This is a genomic window from Clostridium sp. HBUAS56017, from assembly GCF_007115085.1.
Lineage (GTDB): Bacteria > Bacillota > Clostridia > Clostridiales > Clostridiaceae > Clostridium > Clostridium cibarium.
On sequence record NZ_SULK01000001.1, the window covers coordinates 372,133 to 393,010 of the forward strand.

Sequence of the window (20,878 nt, forward strand, 5' to 3'; positions counted from 1 at the left end):
CCTAAATCATTGACACCTTTTCAGTATTAATTCATAAATCAAATTAATTAATATAATTACACCAATTTTCACCATAGCAAAAATTGATAAAGTTAATCCATATAAAAATATTAGTCCACCAACTGACATAAGCCATATTAATATACTAACTATAAATAATACTAATTGAGCTGACACCCTCTTAAGAGGAATTGAAACATTTATAAAAGTATTGATAAGTAAAAATGCTCCAAGAGTAGCCACTAATACTATTTCAAAACTGCTATTTGCATCATATATAGCTGCTAAAGCAAGTACACTATAAACAATGCTCCTCAAAATAAACTTATTATCATCATCTCTTGGCGAATGAATTAAAGTTAAAAACAAAGGTATAGCTAGAATTACATTTATTATTATTATTGGAATATAACTTACTTGTATATTGTTGTTTATTAAAGGAAGAGTATTTATTATTACTATTTCCGAAAACAACATGGTTATAATCGCTGCTTGAACCTTAGCTAGTCCATCATTAAATTTCCTTGCAATATCAAATATACTTAAAAAGCCTTTTAAGTAATTATTTTTAATAAATAAATCTGCAGCATTTTTTATAATTTTAGGAGCATCTCCTTTACCTATACCTAAATTAGATAAACTTATGGTTGGCAATTCTCCTAAACTTTCACCGCTAGCTGCTACTTTATATTTATCTTTTATAAATAATCCAATTATCCTAGCCTTAAGTTCTGGCGTAACTCTAGAAAAAACCCTAGTTCTTGATACCGTATCGATTAATTCTTCATTTCCTAAAGAATAAATCTCTATTCCACTAATAACCTTGTTATTTGATGAAACAAGCTTTGCCTTTTTCCCTAATGAAGTTGCTACTATTTTATTATCATCAGTAATCATTATAGGTATTATTCCCCTATTTTTTATTTCTGATATTTCCTCTTCTATGTCATCATTTAAAGGATTATCTAATGCAACTAGTCCTACAAAAACCAAATTATTTTCTATATTTTCTTCTCTAGATGGAGTATAGCTAAAACTTCTATATGCTATACCTTGTGTAATTAATCCCTCTAAAGAAAAATTATAATCAATTGCTTTTATTCTTTCTACATCTTCAGGAGTAATCTCTTTTTCTAAACCATCTATCATTATGTAACTACATCTATCCAATATGGCATCTACATTTCCACGACAATTTGCTCTTGAACCTTGTTTCACTTTATTTATCGTAGTTATTACTCTTTTATCAGTATCCATAGGGATTTCAAATACCCTTCTATGATTTGCCTCTAACATAGATTTATATGCCATCTTTTCATTTGCAAACTTTAAATAAGCTACTTCCTTTAATTCTCCTTCTCCTAAATCTTGATCAGCATCATATGTAGAATTATTACAGAGAACTATAGTTTCAATTAATCTCTTAATAGTAACTTCTCTATTATATATAATCTCTTTGCTTTCAAAAATTTTATTATTAACATATAACTTATCTACTATCATTTCCTCTTTTGTAACTGATCCTATCTTGTCCATAAAAAGAATTTCTATTTCATTTATTATATCTAATGTAGACATATTAACCAAATCTATGCCCTTTTTATGTAAATCTTTCTTTAAAATAATTCCATATAAAAAAGCTATGCTTATTAAAGGCATTACCTGTATTGCAAATAATGATAAACATAACCCATAAAGGTTTTGTTGAAAATAATAACTTCCTATTGATGTCCCAATTGCCACTAATGAAAGTATAATCATTATTTTTCCTACTTTTTTCTCTACTCGTTTACCTAAAGTATGCTTATTTTTACTTGCATCCATTATCATAGTAAACATCTTTCCAAGTTCTGTTAAATTTCCAGTTGCTACTACAATTCCTGTTCCTTCACCTTCAGCTATTGAAGATCCCTTAAATAGCATATTTTTCATTTCAGCTATAGAATAAATTGCCTCATCTATTTTACTGTCAAATTTCTCCTTCAAGAAATTTTCACCTGTAATATTCTTTTCATCAACCTTAATTTCATTTGCCGTAATTATTCTAATATCCGCTGGCACTAATGAACCCTTGGAAAAGTAAACTATATCACCTTTTACTAATTCTTCTGATTTTACTTCCTTTGGTATTCCGTTACGCAACACTTTAGTAGTTGTATTATTTAAATTTTGTAAAAATTTCATCTTGTTCGTTTTATTTTTAGTATAAATAATTTTTATTATTAAACTTATTAATATAATAGCGGTGGATATGCTACCCATAACATATTCACTATAATAAAATAAAACTCCTATTATTGCTACACTTAAAAAAATATATATACTGAAAAAGTTTTTTAAAGATGCTATGAATCCATTTTTATACGGAACAAAAACTCTGTTATCCCCTGAATTTTTTCTTTCTTTCTCACATTCTTCTTCACTTAATCCCTTATATATATCACTCTTAAGCATTTCAACAATAGCCTTCCAAGAATTATTGCTATAAATATTCAAAATGCTTCCTCCATTTCTGTGATAATTACTCCATATTATTATAATATATTTTCTACCATCCTAACATATTTTTATTATAAAAAACAAATTAAACTGAAAAAAACTAAAATATATAATACATAACATCATCTTTTTGTTTTAGGATTAAATATAGCAGCCATAATATATCCAAAAAAAATAGATGCTGTAATTCCTGCAGCAGCACCTTTTATTCCACCACTAAAGGCACCTATAAGACCTGTTAACTGAACTTCCTTTATAACAGACTTAGCTAGGCTATTTCCAAAGCCCGGCAGAGGTATAGTTGCCCCTGCTCCTGCAAATTCTATTATTTTATCATAAATTCCAAATGCTCCAAGAATAGCTCCTATAGTTACAAAAACAACTAATATTCTTCCCGGTGTTAATTTTGTAGTATCCATTAGTATTTGTCCTATAACACATATTAATCCTCCAACAAAGAAAGCTTTTAAAAAATCCAAAAAATCATCTCCTTAATCAAATTCTATAGATACTGCATGAGCTATTCCAGGTATACTCTCCCCTTGAAGTGATGATGTAGTACTCATTAGAGCTCCTGTAGAAACTAACAACACCTTTTTTACTTCCTTAGTCATCAACTTTTTATAAAGATATCCTGATGCAACTACAGCTGAACATCCACAGCCACTTCCACCTGATTCCGTATTCTGTACTACATCGTTAAATATCATATCTCCACAATCTATATGATTATCCTTTATATCATAACCATACTCAAGTAATAATTCATTTGCTATTTTCTTTCCAACTCTTCCCAAATCACCTGTTGCTATTAAATCATAATCCTTAGGTTCTCTTCCTGTATCTTTAAAATGCTTATAAATTGTATGTGCAGCTGCAGGAGCCATAGCTGCTCCCATATTACTTGGATCAGTAATACCATAATCCTTAACAACACCAGTTGTAATATATCTTACTTTAGGAAATTCTCCTTTTCTCCCTAATACCATAGCACCAGCACCTGTCACAGTCCATTGAGCTGTTTTACTCCTTTGAGCTCCATAATTTAAAGGAAATCTAAATTGCCTTTCTGCTGAACTAAAATGCGATGAAGTTGCTGCTACCACATAATCAGCAAATCCTCCATCTACTAGTAAAGCTCCTAGGCTTAAGGATTCAGACATAGTTGAGCAAGCACCATATAGTCCGAAAAAAGGTATCTTAAACTTTCTTGCTGCAAAGGTTGATGATATTATTTGATTTAATAAATCTCCCGAAAATAAATAATTAATATCCTTTTCGGTTAGACCTGCCTTTTTTATAGATTCCCCTATAGCTTTATACATCATCTCGCTTTCTGCTTTTTCATAGCTCTCTTCTCCACAGGTATCATCTTTTAAAACTTCATCGAAATAATGTTTTAGAGGTCCTTCTCCTTCCTTTGGTCCAACAATAGAAAATGTGGATATTATTCTAGGAGGTTCCTTTAACTCTATAGTTTGTTGTCCTCTTCTCTTATTAAATTCATCTCCCACTTACTTCACTCCTATCCATACAAACTAACTACATAATATATTATTCCTATAATAACTGACGATCCGATACCATAAACTAGTACAGGTCCTGCAATAGTAAACATCTTAGCTGCTACTCCAAAGACAAATCCTTCCTTCTTAAATTCTATAGCTGGAGCAACTACTGCATTAGCAAAACCTGTTATAGGAACAACAGTACCTGCTCCTGCATATTGAGCTAACCTAGCATATAAACCAAGTCCTGTTAATAATCCACCTAAAAATATCATTATAATAGAAGTTATATTAGAAATATCTCCACTTGATAAATCATATCTACTTAAAAAATTCATTATCAATTGTCCTAGATCACAAATTAAACCACCAACAAAAAAAGCTCTAAAGCAATTTCTTAAAATTTTAGGCTTTGGTTCTATTTCTTTAGTTAAAGTTTGAAATTTATTCTCTACTTCTTTCTCTCTAACCATTAAAATTACTCTCCTTAAAATACTACATAAATAGTATCTGTAAAATAAAGATTCTCATTCTCTAAATTATGTTGAGCTAAACCAAGCTTTGTCCTTTTCCAAGTATTATGCTATTATTACAATTAGAGAATAATTTTATTCTTTAAATTTTAATACATTTCAATAAAGGTGGTCATATGAAAAAAATAACTTCGATTATATTAGCATTTATGCTTTTAATAATTAACATACCATTTACAGCTAAAGCTACATCATTCACTGCTAATGATGCTAACAATGCTCAATTAAATGTAGTTTCTGACAAGTTAAAACAATTAGATACTGATCTTGCAAAAACACAAAAAGAAGTAGCTGAATTAAAAGAAACTGTATCTAATAATGAAAATTCTATAAAAACAACTCAAAAAGAAATTGACAATACCCAAGAGAAAATAAATTCTTTAAATGAAGATATAAAAAAGAATGAAGAAATACTTGATGAAAGATTACGAGAAATGTATAAAAGCGGTAGCTATTCTGAATTTAACTATTTATCTTTTATTTTCAAGTCAAAAAGCTTAACTGATTTCTTTAATAAAGTTAACTCTTGTAGAATAATTATTAATCAAGATAAAAAGTTAATAGAAGGAATTCGTGAGAAAGTTAATGAACAAAATAAGGCTATGGATTCTATTACTAAACAAAAAGAAAATCTTGTAGCTCTAACTGAAGAAAATAAAAAGAAATTAGAGGAAGTTAAATCAAAAGAAGATTCTCTTTCAGAAACTAAGGCCAAGCTTGCGCAAGAAAAGGCTAATTTAAAGGACGCAATTCGTAAGAATGAAGCGCAATTTATTGCAAAATATATTGAAATTATTAATTCTGATTCTTCTGATTATAGTGCCTTGAGCTATGCTGCTATCTTTTTAAAAGGATTCCTAGATCAAGTTTCTACTCCTTCTGTAAAGGATGAAGCAAAAGCTTCCATTGCTAAAGCTGAAGAAAAAATGAAGAAATTAACACCAAGTCCAAACAGTAATTCTGGCTTTAGTGGTAGTCCAAGCTCCTATAAGCAGAGTTATACTATGGAAGCTACAGCTTACACTGCTAATACATCAACTGCAACAGGAACGATTCCTGTTAGAAATCCAAATGGATTAAGTACTGTAGCTGTTGACCCAAGTATCATTCCTTTAGGCAGTACGGTTTATGTTTCTGGATATGGCTATGCTATAGCTGCTGATACTGGTGGAGACATTCATGGAATGAGAATAGATTTATTTATGAATAGCGAAGCAGACTGTATTGCCTTTGGGCGAAAAGATGTTACTGTTCTTTTAATTAATTAATAAAAAGATGCTGTACTATATTTTAGTCAGCATCTTTTTTTAGTTAAAAAATTGCATTTCTCAATTTCATTACATAACTTTTGTAAAATCATACAATCATTTTCTATAGTATTTTCATAGGAATCTTTTACCAAAAAGTTTATAATTTATATATCATTAATTTTAAAGGAGGATATATTAATGAAAAGTTTAAAACAAAAATTTACTATATTCTTTACTATTATTTTTGCAGTAATTATATGCACTCTATGTTTAGCATCTTATTATAGAAGCAGCGCTCACATGAAAACGCTTTCTGATAGTCAAGTTGAAGAAAGGCTTTCAAATAACTATAACGCTTTTTTATCTTATATAAAACTTGTATATGGTAGATTGAAACTTACAGATGGTATCTTAGTAGATGATAAGGATGTAGATATTAAAGGCACCAATACTGTAGTAGATATGGTATCAAACGATTTTAATGATATCGCTTCTATATATTTAAAAAGTGGTAACGACTTTGTAAGGATTTCAACAAGCATTCGTCATGACACTGGAAAAAGAGCTATAGATACAGTCCTCGATACTTCTTCTGAAGCATATAAAAGACTATCTGCTGGTAAAGAATATACCGGTGAAACAAATGTACTTGGTTACAACTATAAAACAGAATATAGATGCATAACTGATTCTTCTGGAAATGTTATTGGAGCCTATGAAATTGGTATTTCTACAAACTCAGCATCAAAAATAGTTAATGATAGCTTAAATAATTTAAAAATACTTTTTATTGTACTATCTATAGCATCTTTAATAATCACAGAAATTGCTATTGTTTTAATTAGCAAAAAACTTACTAAAAATTTAAAATCCATAGTTAACTTCTCTAAAAACATACAAAACCTTGATGTTTCCAAAAATGTACCTAGTAATATTTTAAGCTTAAAAGATGAAATCGGAGACATAGGTAAAGCCCTTAATATAATAGTTGAAAATTTAAGAAGTTTTATGTCAACTGCTAATAATCTAGCTTCTAATGTTACTAATCATTCAAAAGAATTAATTGATAATATAGAACAAGTTAATTTTACAGCAAATGAAATTTCAAATGTTGTAGTTCAAATAGCTGACAGTGCAAGTAAACAAGCAAAAAATACAGAAGATGGTGTTAATAAAGTTTCTAATCTTAGTGCGTGCATAGATAAGAATAATTCTAATATGGCTGCCTTAAACAACATAATGAAAAAAGTCGAAACTTATAAAACTGAAGGTATGGATATGTTATCTCTTCTTAAAAACGAAAATACCCAGAGTAACAATTCTATTTATAATATTCATGAAATAATAATCGATACTAATAATAAAGCAGCTGAGATTAAACAAGCTAGTCAAATGATTAAGGATATATCAGAGCAAACTAACCTTCTTGCTTTAAATGCTGCCATTGAAGCTGCAAGAGCTGGAGAAGATGGAAAAGGATTTGCTGTAGTTGCCGAAGAAATTAGAAACTTAGCCGAAGAATCGAATAAATTTACAAAAGAAATTGATGAAACTATAACAAACTTAATTTATAGAACTGAAAATGCAGTTGAAACTATGAATAAAATTACTGAAATTATAAACAATGAACATGCTTGCCTTAACAAAACTTCCGATAAATTTACTGGTATTTCTGAGAGCATAGAAAAGTCAAGTAGTTCTTTGGAAAACCTAAATAACACAAGTAAATTTATGAAAAACCAAAGTGATGATATTAATGAAATAATTCAAAACCTTTCTTCTATTGCAGAAGGAAATGCTGCTTCTACTGAAGAAATGGCAGCTTCTGTTGAAGAACAAACTTCTTCTTTATCTGAATTTTCTAATTCAGTAAATGAAATGGCTCATTTAGCTGAAAACTTGAAGAAGAATATAAATAAGTTTAAATATTAAAAAGCTAAAAATCTTGCATTAGTAAAAAAACTCCACCACTAATAATTTAATGGTTGGAGTTTTTTTATTATAATTCTTTAAATACTTAATTTTCATTAAATATTAAACATATATAAATTCACCATATGTCTATGCTCCTAAGTTAGATACTATTCCTGTAACTTCTCCCTCATTACAAGTAAAACTTTTTTCTCAATCCTAGAAACCTGAACTTGACTTATTCCCAGCATCTTAGCTACTTGTACCTGAGTTTTATCCTTAAAATATCTAAGAACAATAATCTGCCTAGCCTTTTCATCTAAACTTCTTAAAGCTTCCTTTAAAGCAATTTTATCTACCATTTCGCTATCATCAGTTCCATCTTGACTAAGCTTATCTATTAAAAGCACAGGCGCTCCATCCTCTTGATGAATTGTATCATAAAGATATTGCAAACTGGATGATGATTCTACAGCAAAGACTATGTCTTCCTTATCTATTCCCGAATAATTTGATAGTTCATCTATAGTTGGATCTCTATCTAATTTTTTAGTTAACTCTTCCTTATCAAAATGAATCTTTCTAGCCAAGCTTTTTACATTTCTACTTACCTTAATCATTCCATCATCCCTAAGAAATCTCTTAATTTCACCCATAATCATAGGAACAGCATAAGTAGAAAATTTTACATTAAAAGCTGAATCAAAATTCTTTATAGCTTTAACAAGGCCTATACAACCTATTTGAAATATATCTTCATAATCATATCCTCTATTTAAGAATTTCTTACTTAATGAGGATACAAGAGGAAGGTTCATTTCTATCAATCTATTCATAGCTACCTCATTACCATCTTTTGCTAGAGGAAGTAACTCTGTGTTATCTTCATAATTAAATTCCTCTCTTTTAAAATTCCCTTTCTCCATACCTTTCCACCTAACTTACTGTACTAAATTTCTTCTTTAATACTACCCTTGTACCTTCTCCCTTTTTGCTTTCAACTATCATACTATCCATGAAAGTTTCCATAACCGTAAAACCCATACCTGATCTTTCAAGATCTGGCCTTGATGTATATAATGGCTCTTTTGCTTTTTCTAAATCCTCTATACCTTTTCCATAATCGATTACAGTTATAGTAACTTCATTTTTTAATAGCTCAGCTTCTATTAAAACCCTTTCGTCTTCTTTTCCTTCATAGCCATGAATGATTGAATTTGTAACAGCTTCTGATACTGCTGTTTTCACATCTGTTATCTCTTCTATTGTTGGATCTAGTTGAGAGACAAAAGCTGCTATTGCAACCCTTGCGAAGCCCTCATTTTGGGACTTACTTTCAAATTCAATTTTTATCTTATTATCATACATGAAAAACCCCTCCATTAAATGCACTTTAGTGCTTCTGTCACATTACTATAGCTATCTATAATTTTGAATAATCCTGACAACTCAAATACTCTATTAACACCATTAGTAACATTAGTTACACAAAGTGCACCACCTTTTGACGATATCTTTTTATATCTTCCAACTACAACCCCAATTCCTGAACTATCCATAAATGTTACTCCTGAAAAATTTAAGATTAATTTTTGGATATTGTCTCTGTCAATTCTATCATCAATCTTAACTCTAACCTCTTCAGCACTATGATGATCTAGCTCTCCAACTAGATTTGCAATGAGTTTATCTTCATTCTTCTCAAACTTTAGATACATATTATGTTACCCTAGAGATCCCCCTTAGAGTAATTCACCTCCTCGTAAGCCCTTTTTCCATATTTTAACACAGTTGTTAAGTGATAGTCAACAATATTATGAATTTTATTACATTTATTGGAACATCAAAAAAATATAAAGCGAAGCTTGTTGAAAAATTCACTTGCCTCGCTTTATATTTTTCTTTAATTTTATTTTACTCTATATTTATCTATTTCCTTGGAAATATCTTTGTAAAATCCCTCCAAATCATGACTTTTATCTAGCATCATAATCTCTATTGCATCCTCTAAATCATCCATAGTATAGATATGGAATTCTCCCTTTAATATAGCCTCTTCTACCTCTGGTTTTAAAATCACCTCTTCTTTATTTAATGAAGGAATTAAAACACCTTTGTCTCCCCATTCCCCCATAAGCTTACAAGTTTTATAGAAACCTTCTATCTTCTCATTTACTCCTCCTATAGGTTGAACTTCACCAAATTGATTAATTGACCCTGTTACTGCTATATTTTGTCTGATAGCATATTTACTTAAAGCTGATAATAAACATAAGAATTCCGAAACAGATGCACTATCTCCATCAATTTTTCCATAAGTTTGTTCAAAACTCAAATGAAAATCTACAGGTAACTTTTCATAAGGGTTTATGATAGTACTTAATAGTCCTGAAAGTATATTTATTGATTTTTCATGTATACTTCCTGATAAATTACTTTCCTTTTGAACATCTATTAGCTTTCCATCCCCTTTACATGCAATACATGTAACCTTCATAGGTTTTCCAAAACTATAATATCCTGAATTCAAAACAGCTAATCCATTTATCGATCCGACTTTTTTCCCCTTTAATGAAATTAATATTTTCTTTTCTTTATACATATCCATTATCTGCTCTTCTACTAGTTCTTCCTCATATGCTACCTTTATTATGTCCTTACCAAAAACTTCTCTTCTTCCATGATTTTTTATTTCATTTTCCGTCAATATTAATATTTTATCTATATCACTTTCTTCTATACTAACCTTTTTTTTACTATTAGCTATTCTAGATAAATATTTTATTATTTCTTTAATTCCATTATCATCTATATTATTTATATTATATTTCTTTCCCCTATCTATAATATAATTCTTTAAATACTTACCTTTTATATCTTTATAATTAATTACATTAGAAAACTCTACTCTAAGAGGAAATAACCTTCTAAAGTCCTCATCAGCATCATAGAGGACATCATAACTTTCATAATCTCCAATTATAATCACTTTAACCTTTATAGGAATAGCCTTTGGTTTTAATCCATTAATAGATAATATATCTAAATAACTTTTAGATAAATCTATATTCACTTTTCCTGACATTAAAGTCTTTTTTAGATAATAATAACTATAACCATTGCTTATTAATTGATTTAATCTTAAAATAATACATCCTTCATTTGCTAAAAGAACCGATCCTGGTGTTATTAAAGAAAGTTCACTTGTATATAATCCATTATGATTTTCATATTCTACATTACCTAATAAATTTACTATACTTGGGTCTTCCTCAAATATAACTCTAGGTTTTTTATAATTACTGTTATCTACCAAGACAGAGATATCATATTTATTTAATATTTCATTGATATTAGCTTCATCTTCATCTATATTAATTGTATAACAATCTACTAAATTCTTTTCTATATTAAAGAACAATTTTTCTAAATATTCATAGGCATCATCATCAGTTATAAATTTTAACAAACATTCTTGCTTCTCTTCTTCTAACTCAACATCTAAAAATTCTGCGTATATATCCTTTAACTTTTTAATAGATGTAAGCTCGATATCCTTTAGCTTTTCAAGTACTAATTCTGCTTTATTCCTGAGTTTAGAAGCCTTTTTTACTATTGAATCCTTTGATTCATTTGCTAAGACATCATATTCTTTTTCAGTCATAGCTTTACCTTCTTTTAAAGGTAAAAAAGCAAAACCTCCAGTAGTTGCTTTTACATCAAACCCTTCATTCTTTGCCATATCTACAAGTTCACCAATATAATTACTTCTTTTACTATGAACTTCTTCTATTATATTATCTTTTTCTGATTCAGAGGAGGTATTATAAAACTCCATCACTACTTCATAATAGCTATTTTTAATATTCTCAACTTCATCTTTAAGCTCTTTCCCTTTTCCATTACTCAAAAAAATCGCCTCTGGTTTTTTGGGATCATCTATAGTTACATAACAAATATCTTTAGGTGAATTTGAATCCTTGTGAATATCCTCAATAAATTTAATTAGGTTATTTAGCTTATCTTTTGAAAAAGAGTCTATTAGATATAAATTATACCCCTCTTCTTCAATTTCAATAGCTCTCCTAACCTTTTGATATGCTAAATTTATACTAGGAATATCATTAAATTTTACATTTTCTTCTCCTTCATTTAGATCAATATTAAATAGTACTTCACTTGGAGTTAACTCTTTTTTCATTTAATAATTACCCACTTTTAAAACTGTACTAAAACAGTCTTATTTAAGTAGCTCCCTCCTTTTTAGTAATCTACTATATTAATATTCTTCTACTGCCTATTTAGATAATACTTTTAAAAAATTAATATAATTTTTCTAAAATAATTTGAGTTGTTCTATCCTTGTTTCTTTAAAGGAAGATATACTAATCCCTATTAATCTAAGTTCCTCATTAATTTCTTCTCCTATAAGCATTTCTTTAGCGACTTCATATATCTCTTCTTCTGTAGATATATAATAATTTAAGGTCTTACTCCTAGTGTGACTTTCAAAATCACCTGTTTTATATTTTAAAGTTACTGTCTTCCCTAAAATATTTTTAGATGCTAAAATAGAGCCTACTTCCTTTGAAAACTCTTTAATATAAATTAATAATTCATCTTTATCCATTGTATTTTCCTTTAAAGTCCTCTCTTTTCCAACAGACTTCCTTTCTCTAAAGGTTTCAACATCTCTGTTATCTATACCTCTAATCCTGTCATATACCACAAGTCCCATTTTCCCTAAAATACCTTGTAAAAAATCTTTAGGAAGCTCATATAGATCTTCTACTGTAAAAACGCCCATATTATTTAGCCTTCCTACTGATTTTTTACCAAGTCCAAAAACTTTTGATATAGGAATCGGCATAAGTATATCAGGTATCATTGCTTTAGTTATAACCATAATACCATTTGGCTTATTCCAATCAGAAGCTAGCTTTGCCAAAAACTTATTATAAGAAATGCCAATTGATAATGTAAGTCCTAACTCCCTCCTAACTCTTTCTTTTATATATAATGCTGCTTTCTCTCCAGTTTTAAATCTGCTATCTGTAATATCTAAAAAGGCCTCATCTATTGAAAGAGGCTCAATTATTGGTGTTACTTCCCTGAATATTCGAAAAATTCTCTCAGAGGTTTCTTTATATCTAAAATATCTTACAGGTAAAAAAATTCCCATAGGGCATTTTTTTCTTGCTAAGAAAACAGGCATAGCTGAATGAACTCCATATTTTCTAGCTTCATAGGAACAGGTAGAAACTACACCTCTTTCACCTATACCCCCAACTATAACTGGCTTTCCCTTTAATGAAGGATTATCTTTTATCTCAACTGACGCAAAAAATGCATCCATATCTACATGTAATATAATTCTATCCATATCTATGTTTTTATTAAGCTAATACCTCTGCAAATATACCTTGATTCTTACTTACAAGGATTAAATATATTCCTACAGATAGAAGCTCATTAATATACCTTTCTTCTTTTATATTTCTAGAGTATTCAATTATTGCTATACTTATAAATTTTCTAAATCCTTTATCCATGTAAAATTCATATTGTCCATCTTCGTCACATAGATACTGTATTACTTCATTTATCTTATTTATATATTTTTTAGATTCATCATATCCTGATATAGCTCCAAAAAGAGGTATTAACTGATGACTTACCTTGATGTCTTCTTTTTCAAACTCCAAAAGCAACTCTTCCACTTTATCAGTAGCTTTCTTATTTTTATTTAATAGCAAAGTCATAGCTAATCCTTGTATACTATTATTTGAAAGTATATCTAATTTCGTATATCTCTCAAATAGTTTATCCATATATTCTATAATTAACTCTTTTCTTACATCATTTATAGCTAAAAGAGCACACTCTAAATAATCTTCATGATTAGTAACATTATTATACTTTCCTCTAATCACTTCATAAATCTCTCTCATATATAAAATCCTTGAAAAACGTTCTTCATCTTCTACATATTTAACCAATGTATAGCTAGCTAAAACTAAATGTTGACTATCTTTAAATCCTACTTCCATTAGTTTATCGTATACAGAAAACATATTACTTATAAAATTATTAACATCCTCTTCTAATGATATTAATAAAGACACTATATATAAAATATCTCCTCTAAAAGCAGACATTCTTGAAGTTTCTCTTTTTATTAAACTCCTTACTTCTTTTATTTTTTTTGTTGGAATTTCTTTTCCCTCTTGTGCATAAATCAATGAAGATAAATGATTAATGTAATCTCCATCAAACCTTAATTCCTCTTTTGCTTTTCTATAATTTCTTATTGTTGAGTCACAAATATCTTCTATTTTCATCTTCATCCCACTCACTCTTTCTACCATATTTATATACATATATATTATACTATAATTATCTCTTAATAAGGTATTAAAAACCTTATTTATTCCTTAATTTAATTTTATTAATATAATTTGTCAACATGATGTCAAATTTATAATATATATATTAATTAATTTTAATTTTACAAAACTTTAAACTATGTTATAATACTCATGATAAGGTTTAATTATCATAGGACTTATATGTAATATATATAAAGGAGATTTGCTATGAGCTTTAAAGATAAGTTTGACAAATATTTTAGAGATTCTTATTTTCAAAAATACGGAGATAGGATAGCTAGTGCTGCAGGTACAGTTGTTTCTATAAAAATCAAAGAAAAAAGTTACCTTTTCTTTCACAGATTAGTTGTAGATATGATTATAAAACCTGAAGCTGGTAAAGCAGTGCTTAAAGCTAAGTATGTGAAAAACAGATGGTTTAAAAAAGTAGATTTTATTCCTGTAAAAGTAGGGCATAAGGTTATGCTGATGGGACTTAAGGGTATTAAAGGTAAGAAAGATGCTGATGTTCTTACTTTACAAAATATACTTAATCTGACTACTAAAAAGGATTTAGTTCCAATAGATCATTCTCAAATAAAAAAATCAAGACAACAAGCTGGAAGAATGAGATACTAAAGATTTAAGCCTTGGCATGATAGAAATATTATGACAAGGCTTTTTTATTACTTTGTTTTTATAAACAGATAGACACTATTTATCATAGCAATAGTTCCTGAGAAAAATAATACAATAAGCCATTGATTTAAGGCTAAAGGTATTGTATGAAAAACATTTTGCAAAAAAGGAACATAAAGTATGCTGCAAAGCATAATTATAGAAACTGTTACAGCACCAACTAAATACATATTAGTAAATAATTTTATTTCAAATATTGAATGTCTCTCTGACCTGCACTCAAAAACATGAAATAATTGTGACATTACAAGCGTAGCTAGCGCAATAGTCCTGCAAGCTACTAAGTTCATTCCATAAAATCTTGATATCATAAATGAAAGTAAAGTACATATTCCAATTAAACATCCTCTAACTAAAATCTTTTCTGCTAACCCTCTTGCAAATATCCCCTCCTTTTTTTCCCTAGGAGTTTCTCTCATTATATCCTTATCTGCAGGGTCCACCCCTAAAGCTATAGCAGGAAGCCCATCAGTTGCTAAGTTTACAAAAAGAATCTGTATCGGCGTTAATGGATTAGGCAAAGTAAATAATGATGCTAAAAACATAGTTAATACTTCTCCTAAATTACAAGACAATAAATATCTTATAAATTTTCTTATATTATCATAAATAACTCTTCCCTCTTCAACAGCTGCTACAATAGTTGCAAAATTATCATCCATAAGTATCATAGATGATGCTTCTTTAGTTACATCTGTACCCGAAAGTCCCATAGATATACCTATATCAGCTTCTTTAATCGCTGGAGCATCATTTACACCATCACCTGTCATAGCTACAACATTATTTTTCTTTTTAAATCCTCTTACTATTCTAAGCTTGTGATCTGGTGAAACTCTAGCAAAAACTCTAGTTGTGTCGAGCCTTTTATCTAATTCCTTATCGCTTATATTTTCTAACTCTTCACCTACTATAACCTGTTCTTCACTATTACATATATTTAAAGATTTTGCTATAGCTAAAGCTGTATTTTTATGGTCTCCAGTTATCATTATTGGTCTAATTCCTGCTAGTTTGCATTTTAGTACTGCATCTCTAGCTTCAAGTCTTGGAGGATCTATACTCCCAGCTACTCCAATAAATATTAATCCCTGTTCTAACTTTTCACTTTTAGTTAGTCCTTCTTCTTTATAGGCAGCAGCTATACATCTTAGTGCCCTTGATGACATTGCTTCAATAAATGCTGCTACCCTCTTTCTTTTTTGAAATGTTAGAGGTTTGACTTTGTCATCTTCTAGTATAAATGAACACTTTTCTATTAACCTTTCTGGAGCACCTTTTACATAGCAAGTTTCTTTACCACTTTCCTTTATAATTACAGACATCATCTTTCTAGTTGAATCAAAAGGAATGTCAAAAACTCTTTCAGCTTTACCTATGTAACCTTCAAGATCCTTTACATCTTCAAAAAACAACTTAATTAAGGCTGTTTCTGTTGGATCTCCATGTAAAGCTCTTTCCATATATTTCTCATTAAAGTCATAGTTACAATCATTACAATAGACTAATGCCTTTCTAAAGAATTCATAATCCTTTAATTTTTCTCTTTCTAATTCAACAATTCTTCCATTTATATATACTTCTTTTACTGTCATCTTGTTTTGTGTTAATGTACCTGTTTTATCTGAGCATATTATTGATGTACAGCCTAAAGTTTCAACAGCTGGCAACTTTCTAATTAGAGCATTTCTCTTAAGCATTCTTGATACTCCTAGAGCTAAGGCTACTGTTACTATGGCTGCTAATCCTTCTGGAATTGCCGCAACAGCTAAGCTTACTCCAAGTAAAAACATTTCTGTTACATCATTTCCTCTAATTATTCCAAGAACTGTTACTACTCCACATATAACCAAACATAATATAACTAAAATTTTCCCTAAAGATTCAAGCCTTTCCTTTAACGGTGACTTTTCGTCCTTAATATTATCTAGAAGGTTGGCTATTTTCCCCATTTCAGTGTCCATACCAATTCTAGTTACCTTAAATATACCCTTCCCTTTTAATACGGTTGTCCCCATAAACACGTTACACTTTTTACTTGAAGAATCTTTACTAACACCAACTGACTCACCAGTTAATAGTGACTCATCTACCATAATTCCAGAAGCTTCAAATAACTCCCCATCAGCTGGTACTCTATCTCCTGCTTCTAATACAACAACATCACCTATAGTTAAATAAATAGAATTTAAAACTTTTATTCTTCCATCTCTAAATACTTTACAAGTTGGTGCTGCTAAATTTTTAAGCGCTTCCAATGACTTTTCAGTTCTAAACTCCTGAATAAACCCAAGTATAGCATTAACTATTACTATTATTATTATAGTAATTGCATCTGCTGTATCTCCCATTATTCCTGAAATAACTGTTGCTCCTAATAATACCCACACCATAAAATCATTAAATTGAGATAAAAAGATAACAATAGGTGAAATTTTCTTTTTATGTTGTAATTCATTTAATCCAACTTTATTTATTCTTTTTTCTGCTTCTCTTGTTGATAATCCCGGAATTACTGTCTTTTCCTGTATCACCCTTTTTCCTCCTTAAACAAAACTCTATAATATATATATTTTTCTTCTATTGACTTAGAACATAATAAAAAATACATAATATATTTCTTCTGTTGTATAAGATATAAAAAAAACTCTATTTCGACCCTTTCTTTACTTTTTAGCCTTTTAGCCTTAAAATATAATATGTAAATTTAATAATAAAGGAGGAATCGTCTTGAAAAACGTAGTTTATGTAACTGGACATAAAAACCCAGATTCGGATTCTATATGTGCAGCCTATGCATATGCTGAATTTAAAAACAAAACTAGTGAGCTTCCTGCAATTCCAGTAAGACTTGGAAATGTAAATAGAGAAACTCAATATATCTTAGATAGATTTAACGTAAAGGCACCTGAATATCTAGAAACTGTAAAGCTTAAAGTTGGTGATTTAGATATAGATAATATAAGTCCAATTTCACCTGATATTTCATTAAAAATGGCATGGAATATCATGAGAGATAAAAACGTAAAATCTTTACCTGTAGCAGATATCAATGATCATTTAGTTGGAATACTATCAATTTCAAATTTAACTTCATCTTATATGGATATTTGGGACAATGTAATTTTAGATAAGAGTAATACTACTATAGACAATATAATCGATACTCTTTCTGCTAAAGAAATATATATAAACGCTAACAACCAAAGATTTCCTGGCAAAATTGTAGTAACTGCAATGCAACCTGATAGCTTAAAAGGAATGGTTGAAAAAGGAGATATAGCTATAGCTGGTGATAGACCAGATGTGCAAGAAGCTTTAATAAATATAAATGTTTCATTAATGATAGTAACAGGATCTCATAAGGTTTCTGATAAAATTATAGAAAAAGCTAAAGAAGCTGGAGTTAATATAATAAGTACTCCTCACGATTCATTTACTGCTTCAAGATTAATAATACAAAGTATTCCTGTTAGTTATGTTATGGCTAATGACAATCTAATATCTTTCACTGAAGATGATTTAGTTGATGATATAAAAGATACTATGATTGAAACTAGATTTAGAAGTTATCCTGTAACTGATTCTGATGGAAAGGTTGTTGGAACTATTTCTAGATACCATCTTATTTCTAACTTTAAGAAAAAAGTTATTCAAGTTGACCATAATGAAAGAGGCCAATCTGTTGATGGATTAGATGAAGCTGAAGTTTTAGAAATTATAGATCATCACAGGGTTGCTGATATTCAAACTAATAATCCAATTTACTTTAGAAACGAGCCTCTTGGAAGTACTTCTACAATAGTATCAAAGTGCTTCTTTGAAAATGGAATAAGACCTTCTAAGGAAGCAGCAGGGCTATTATGCGGGGCAATAATTTCAGATACTCTTCTATTTAGAAGCCCAACATGCACAGAACAAGATATTCATGCATGTAAAAAGTTAGCTGAAATAGCTGGAATATCTGATATAGACGACTTTGCCAAAGAAATGTTTAAGGCAGGAACATCATTACAAGGCAAAACAGTAGAAGAAATATACAATCAAGACTTTAAACCATTTAAAATCGGTGATATGAAAATCGGTGTTGCACAAGTAAACACTATGGATATAGATGGATTTATGCCACTTAAGGAAAATATGCTTTCATATATGAATAAAAAAGCAGAAGAAGGTGGATTTGATACTATTATACTTCTACTTACCGATATATTGAATGAAGGATCTCAAGTTTTAGTAGCAGGTAAGTCTCCAGAAATAGTAGAGAAGACTTTTTCAGTGAAACTAGAAGATTCAACTTGCTTCCTTCCTGGTGTACTATCAAGAAAGAAACAAGTTATACCACCACTAACAAATACAATAGCATTAATATAATAAAAAAATTAGTGATAAAAATTTTATCACTAATTTTTTTATTTATCTTCTCATATTATTAATCATTTCAAGCATTTGATCAGCAGTGGTTACACCCTTTGATGAAAGTTGGAATGCTCTTTGTGCTACTATAAGATCTGTCATTTCAGTAGTTAAATCTACGTTAGATGCTTCTAGCATACCTTGACGGACATCAGTTTCTGTAGATCTCTCTAACCTTGCTCCATCTGTAGGCATAAATAAGTTCTTCCCAACTGAAGTAAATGAAGTATCTCCTGTAGCTGTATACACAGGAATTTCAGCTACCTTTGTAAAAGAATCTCCTTCTTTAGTAAACACATTTCCTGCTGTATCTACTAAAATATTATTTCTTTTAAAACTAGTATTATCTTCTGATCTTCCATTTACATAATTTAATTCAAGCTTATTCCCATTAGCATCAACTAATCTTCCCATTCCATCAATCTTAAATGAACCATCTCTAGTATAAGCAACATTTCCATTAGCTAGTTGAACTCTAAAGAAACCTGGTCCATCAAGAGCAAAATCTGTAGGTAATTCAGTTGTCATCAAATTACCTTGAGAGTTATCTCTAAACATTTCACTAGCTTTTACACCTGTTCCCATTGAAGCTCCTTTATCATTAGTTCTATAACCTTGTCTATTTAAAGATTCACTTAATAAATTTTGAAATCCTACATTTACCTTTTTATAACCTGTAGTTTCTGAATTAACTATATTATTTCCTATAGTATCTAATCTAGTTTGATTAGCATTCATACCAGCTTTACTAGTACTTAAAATTCTATACATCCCATTTCACCTCTTTATTATCTAACAGAACCAATATTGTTTGCAGCTTTCCCCAAACTTTCATCAATCATGCTAACAAACTTTTGATTTGTTTCAAAACTTCTCATTGTGCTTATCATATCTACCATTTCATTCATTATGTTAACATTTGATGTTTCTAAAAATCCTTGGCGAACTGTAGCATTATTCACATATACCGCATTTTCTCCAGTATAATAGTTGTCCCCTGCTTTTCCTAGCTTTGAATAATCCTGAAAATCCGCTATAGCTAACTTATAATTAGAAACTCCATTAACATTAACGTTATTATAATCATCTATTGTATAATCTCCCTTACCAACATTTATTGGTTCTACAGCACCAGTTCTGTTGTTTATTCCTAATACTAAATCACCTGAATTGTTGACTAAATTACCATTATTATTAACTCTAAATTGACCATCTCTAGTATACTTAACACCTTGTGGAGTCTGAATTGCAAAGAAACCTCTACCATCTATAGCAAAATCGCCAATATTTTCGGTCTGCTTTAAGTCACCTTGAGTAAATGCTGTGTCAACAGTATCAATAGCTACACCTAAACTCATTTTACCTAATTTTTGTGTAACATTATTATTTCCAAGTATTTTGTCTTTATTTTCAACTAACACATCTTTAAAGCTCTTTGTTGCAAGATTTTCTCTTTTATATCCTGTTGTATTAGCATTTGCCATATTATTAGTAACAGTATTTTGCTTATTTTCCATAGCTATCATTCCTGATACAGCTGTGTAAAGACTTCTAATCATTTTTTCCCATCCCTTTCAAATAGTACTTTGCATTCACCTTCGTAATGCATTCCCATATCTCTAGCTCTCTCTTCTATCTTAGCATCGGAAATAGTACTCTTATACTCATAACCAAACATGAGTATAACTCCTAAG

Annotated in this window: 18 protein-coding genes; 4 read left to right on the plus strand and 14 right to left on the minus strand. The window is 29.5% G+C overall.

The window, feature by feature from the left end:
• Positions 1-6 precede the first annotated feature (6 nt).
• From FAY47_RS01940 to spoVAC, 4 genes are all read right to left on the minus strand, one after another.
• Positions 7-2,496: a cation-transporting P-type ATPase gene (locus FAY47_RS01940; RefSeq protein ID WP_143314704.1), complete on the minus strand. Its 2,490-nt coding sequence runs from the start codon at positions 2,494-2,496 to the stop codon at positions 7-9.
• Between the two features lie 125 nt (positions 2,497-2,621).
• On the minus strand, positions 2,622-2,978 hold the full coding sequence (spoVAE, locus tag FAY47_RS01945) for a stage V sporulation protein AE (protein WP_143314705.1): 357 nt from the start codon (positions 2,976-2,978) through the stop codon (positions 2,622-2,624).
• Between the two features lie 12 nt (positions 2,979-2,990).
• Positions 2,991-4,013: a stage V sporulation protein AD gene (spoVAD, locus tag FAY47_RS01950; RefSeq protein WP_143314706.1), complete on the minus strand. Its 1,023-nt coding sequence runs from the start codon at positions 4,011-4,013 to the stop codon at positions 2,991-2,993.
• 11 nt (positions 4,014-4,024) lie between these two features.
• Positions 4,025-4,480, minus strand: a complete 456-nt coding sequence (spoVAC, locus tag FAY47_RS01955; RefSeq protein WP_143314707.1) for a stage V sporulation protein AC — start codon at positions 4,478-4,480, stop codon at positions 4,025-4,027.
• Between the two features lie 176 nt (positions 4,481-4,656).
• Here spoVAC and FAY47_RS01960 point away from each other — a divergent pair, with 176 nt between their 5' ends.
• Positions 4,657-5,808, plus strand: coding sequence for a 3D domain-containing protein (locus tag FAY47_RS01960; RefSeq protein ID WP_243129511.1), 1,152 nt, complete (start codon positions 4,657-4,659; stop codon positions 5,806-5,808).
• Between the two features lie 180 nt (positions 5,809-5,988).
• Complete coding sequence (locus FAY47_RS01965) at positions 5,989-7,722, plus strand: methyl-accepting chemotaxis protein (protein ID WP_143314708.1); 1,734 nt, start codon at positions 5,989-5,991, stop codon at positions 7,720-7,722.
• A gap of 149 nt (positions 7,723-7,871) precedes the next feature.
• Here FAY47_RS01965 and sigF read toward each other — a convergent pair whose 3' ends face one another.
• The 6 genes from sigF to FAY47_RS01995 form a co-directional block, all read right to left on the minus strand.
• Positions 7,872-8,627, minus strand: coding sequence for an RNA polymerase sporulation sigma factor SigF (gene sigF, locus FAY47_RS01970; RefSeq protein WP_143314709.1), 756 nt, complete (start codon positions 8,625-8,627; stop codon positions 7,872-7,874).
• 10 nt (positions 8,628-8,637) lie between these two features.
• Positions 8,638-9,069, minus strand: a complete 432-nt coding sequence (gene spoIIAB / locus FAY47_RS01975; protein ID WP_143314710.1) for an anti-sigma F factor — start codon at positions 9,067-9,069, stop codon at positions 8,638-8,640.
• A 14-nt stretch (positions 9,070-9,083) separates the two neighbouring features.
• Positions 9,084-9,419, minus strand: a complete 336-nt coding sequence (spoIIAA, locus tag FAY47_RS01980) for an anti-sigma F factor antagonist (protein ID WP_143314711.1) — start codon at positions 9,417-9,419, stop codon at positions 9,084-9,086.
• 191 nt (positions 9,420-9,610) lie between these two features.
• Complete coding sequence (locus tag FAY47_RS01985; protein ID WP_143314712.1) at positions 9,611-11,902, minus strand: AAA family ATPase; 2,292 nt, start codon at positions 11,900-11,902, stop codon at positions 9,611-9,613.
• Between the two features lie 135 nt (positions 11,903-12,037).
• Positions 12,038-13,084 (minus strand): DNA polymerase IV, encoded by a 1,047-nt coding sequence (locus tag FAY47_RS01990; protein WP_143314713.1) that lies wholly within the window; start codon positions 13,082-13,084, stop codon positions 12,038-12,040.
• A gap of 13 nt (positions 13,085-13,097) precedes the next feature.
• Positions 13,098-14,048 carry a DUF4003 family protein gene (locus tag FAY47_RS01995; RefSeq protein ID WP_185966687.1) on the minus strand — a complete coding sequence of 317 codons (951 nt, stop codon included), beginning with the start codon at positions 14,046-14,048 and terminating at the stop codon, positions 13,098-13,100.
• Between the two features lie 249 nt (positions 14,049-14,297).
• On the opposite strand from FAY47_RS01995, the gene FAY47_RS02000 reads away from it, so the two are divergent.
• Positions 14,298-14,708 (plus strand): hypothetical protein, encoded by a 411-nt coding sequence (locus FAY47_RS02000; RefSeq protein WP_143314715.1) that lies wholly within the window; start codon positions 14,298-14,300, stop codon positions 14,706-14,708.
• A gap of 47 nt (positions 14,709-14,755) precedes the next feature.
• Here the strand turns inward: FAY47_RS02000 and FAY47_RS02005 are convergent, their stop codons facing one another.
• Positions 14,756-17,302, minus strand: coding sequence for a calcium-translocating P-type ATPase, PMCA-type (locus tag FAY47_RS02005; RefSeq protein WP_143314716.1), 2,547 nt, complete (start codon positions 17,300-17,302; stop codon positions 14,756-14,758).
• A 196-nt stretch (positions 17,303-17,498) separates the two neighbouring features.
• Here FAY47_RS02005 and FAY47_RS02010 point away from each other — a divergent pair, with 196 nt between their 5' ends.
• On the plus strand, positions 17,499-19,142 hold the full coding sequence (locus FAY47_RS02010; protein WP_143314717.1) for a putative manganese-dependent inorganic diphosphatase: 1,644 nt from the start codon (positions 17,499-17,501) through the stop codon (positions 19,140-19,142).
• Positions 19,143-19,184: 42 nt separating this feature from the next.
• Here the strand turns inward: FAY47_RS02010 and FAY47_RS02015 are convergent, their stop codons facing one another.
• Genes FAY47_RS02015 through FAY47_RS21115 form a run of 3 tightly spaced genes read right to left on the minus strand, consistent with a single transcriptional unit; the run spans position 19,185 to position 20,862 of the window.
• A complete protein-coding gene (locus FAY47_RS02015) occupies positions 19,185-19,955 on the minus strand; it encodes a flagellar hook-basal body complex protein (RefSeq protein WP_143314718.1) in 771 nt (256 codons plus the stop codon).
• Positions 19,956-19,972: 17 nt separating this feature from the next.
• Positions 19,973-20,743, minus strand: coding sequence for a flagellar hook-basal body complex protein (locus FAY47_RS02020; RefSeq protein ID WP_143314719.1), 771 nt, complete (start codon positions 20,741-20,743; stop codon positions 19,973-19,975).
• Positions 20,740-20,862, minus strand: coding sequence for a hypothetical protein (locus tag FAY47_RS21115; protein WP_279232032.1), 123 nt, complete (start codon positions 20,860-20,862; stop codon positions 20,740-20,742). Before FAY47_RS21115 ends, FAY47_RS02020 begins: the two co-directional genes overlap by 4 nt.
• Between the last annotated feature and the right edge of the window lie 16 nt (positions 20,863-20,878).

Bases quoted from the DNA above. Each gene is read 5' to 3' on its own strand.
- FAY47_RS01985 (WP_143314712.1), bottom strand. From the start codon at position 11,902: ATGAAAAAAGAGTTAACTCCAAGTGAAGTACTATTTAATATTGATCTA.
- FAY47_RS01990 (WP_143314713.1), bottom strand. From the start codon at position 13,084: ATGGATAGAATTATATTACATGTAGATATGGATGCATTTTTTGCGTCA.
- sigF (WP_143314709.1), bottom strand. From the start codon at position 8,627: ATGGAGAAAGGGAATTTTAAAAGAGAGGAATTTAATTATGAAGATAAC.
- FAY47_RS02015 (WP_143314718.1), bottom strand. From the start codon at position 19,955: ATGTATAGAATTTTAAGTACTAGTAAAGCTGGTATGAATGCTAATCAA.
- spoIIAB (WP_143314710.1), bottom strand. From the start codon at position 9,069: ATGTATGATAATAAGATAAAAATTGAATTTGAAAGTAAGTCCCAAAAT.
- spoVAC (WP_143314707.1), bottom strand. From the start codon at position 4,480: ATGGTTAGAGAGAAAGAAGTAGAGAATAAATTTCAAACTTTAACTAAA.
- FAY47_RS01995 (WP_185966687.1), bottom strand. From the start codon at position 14,048: ATGAAGATGAAAATAGAAGATATTTGTGACTCAACAATAAGAAATTAT.
- FAY47_RS01965 (WP_143314708.1), top strand. From the start codon at position 5,989: ATGAAAAGTTTAAAACAAAAATTTACTATATTCTTTACTATTATTTTT.
- FAY47_RS02000 (WP_143314715.1), top strand. From the start codon at position 14,298: ATGAGCTTTAAAGATAAGTTTGACAAATATTTTAGAGATTCTTATTTT.
- FAY47_RS21115 (WP_279232032.1), bottom strand. From the start codon at position 20,862: ATGTTTGGTTATGAGTATAAGAGTACTATTTCCGATGCTAAGATAGAA.
- FAY47_RS02020 (WP_143314719.1), bottom strand. From the start codon at position 20,743: ATGATTAGAAGTCTTTACACAGCTGTATCAGGAATGATAGCTATGGAA.
- spoIIAA (WP_143314711.1), bottom strand. From the start codon at position 9,419: ATGTATCTAAAGTTTGAGAAGAATGAAGATAAACTCATTGCAAATCTA.
- FAY47_RS01960 (WP_243129511.1), top strand. From the start codon at position 4,657: ATGAAAAAAATAACTTCGATTATATTAGCATTTATGCTTTTAATAATT.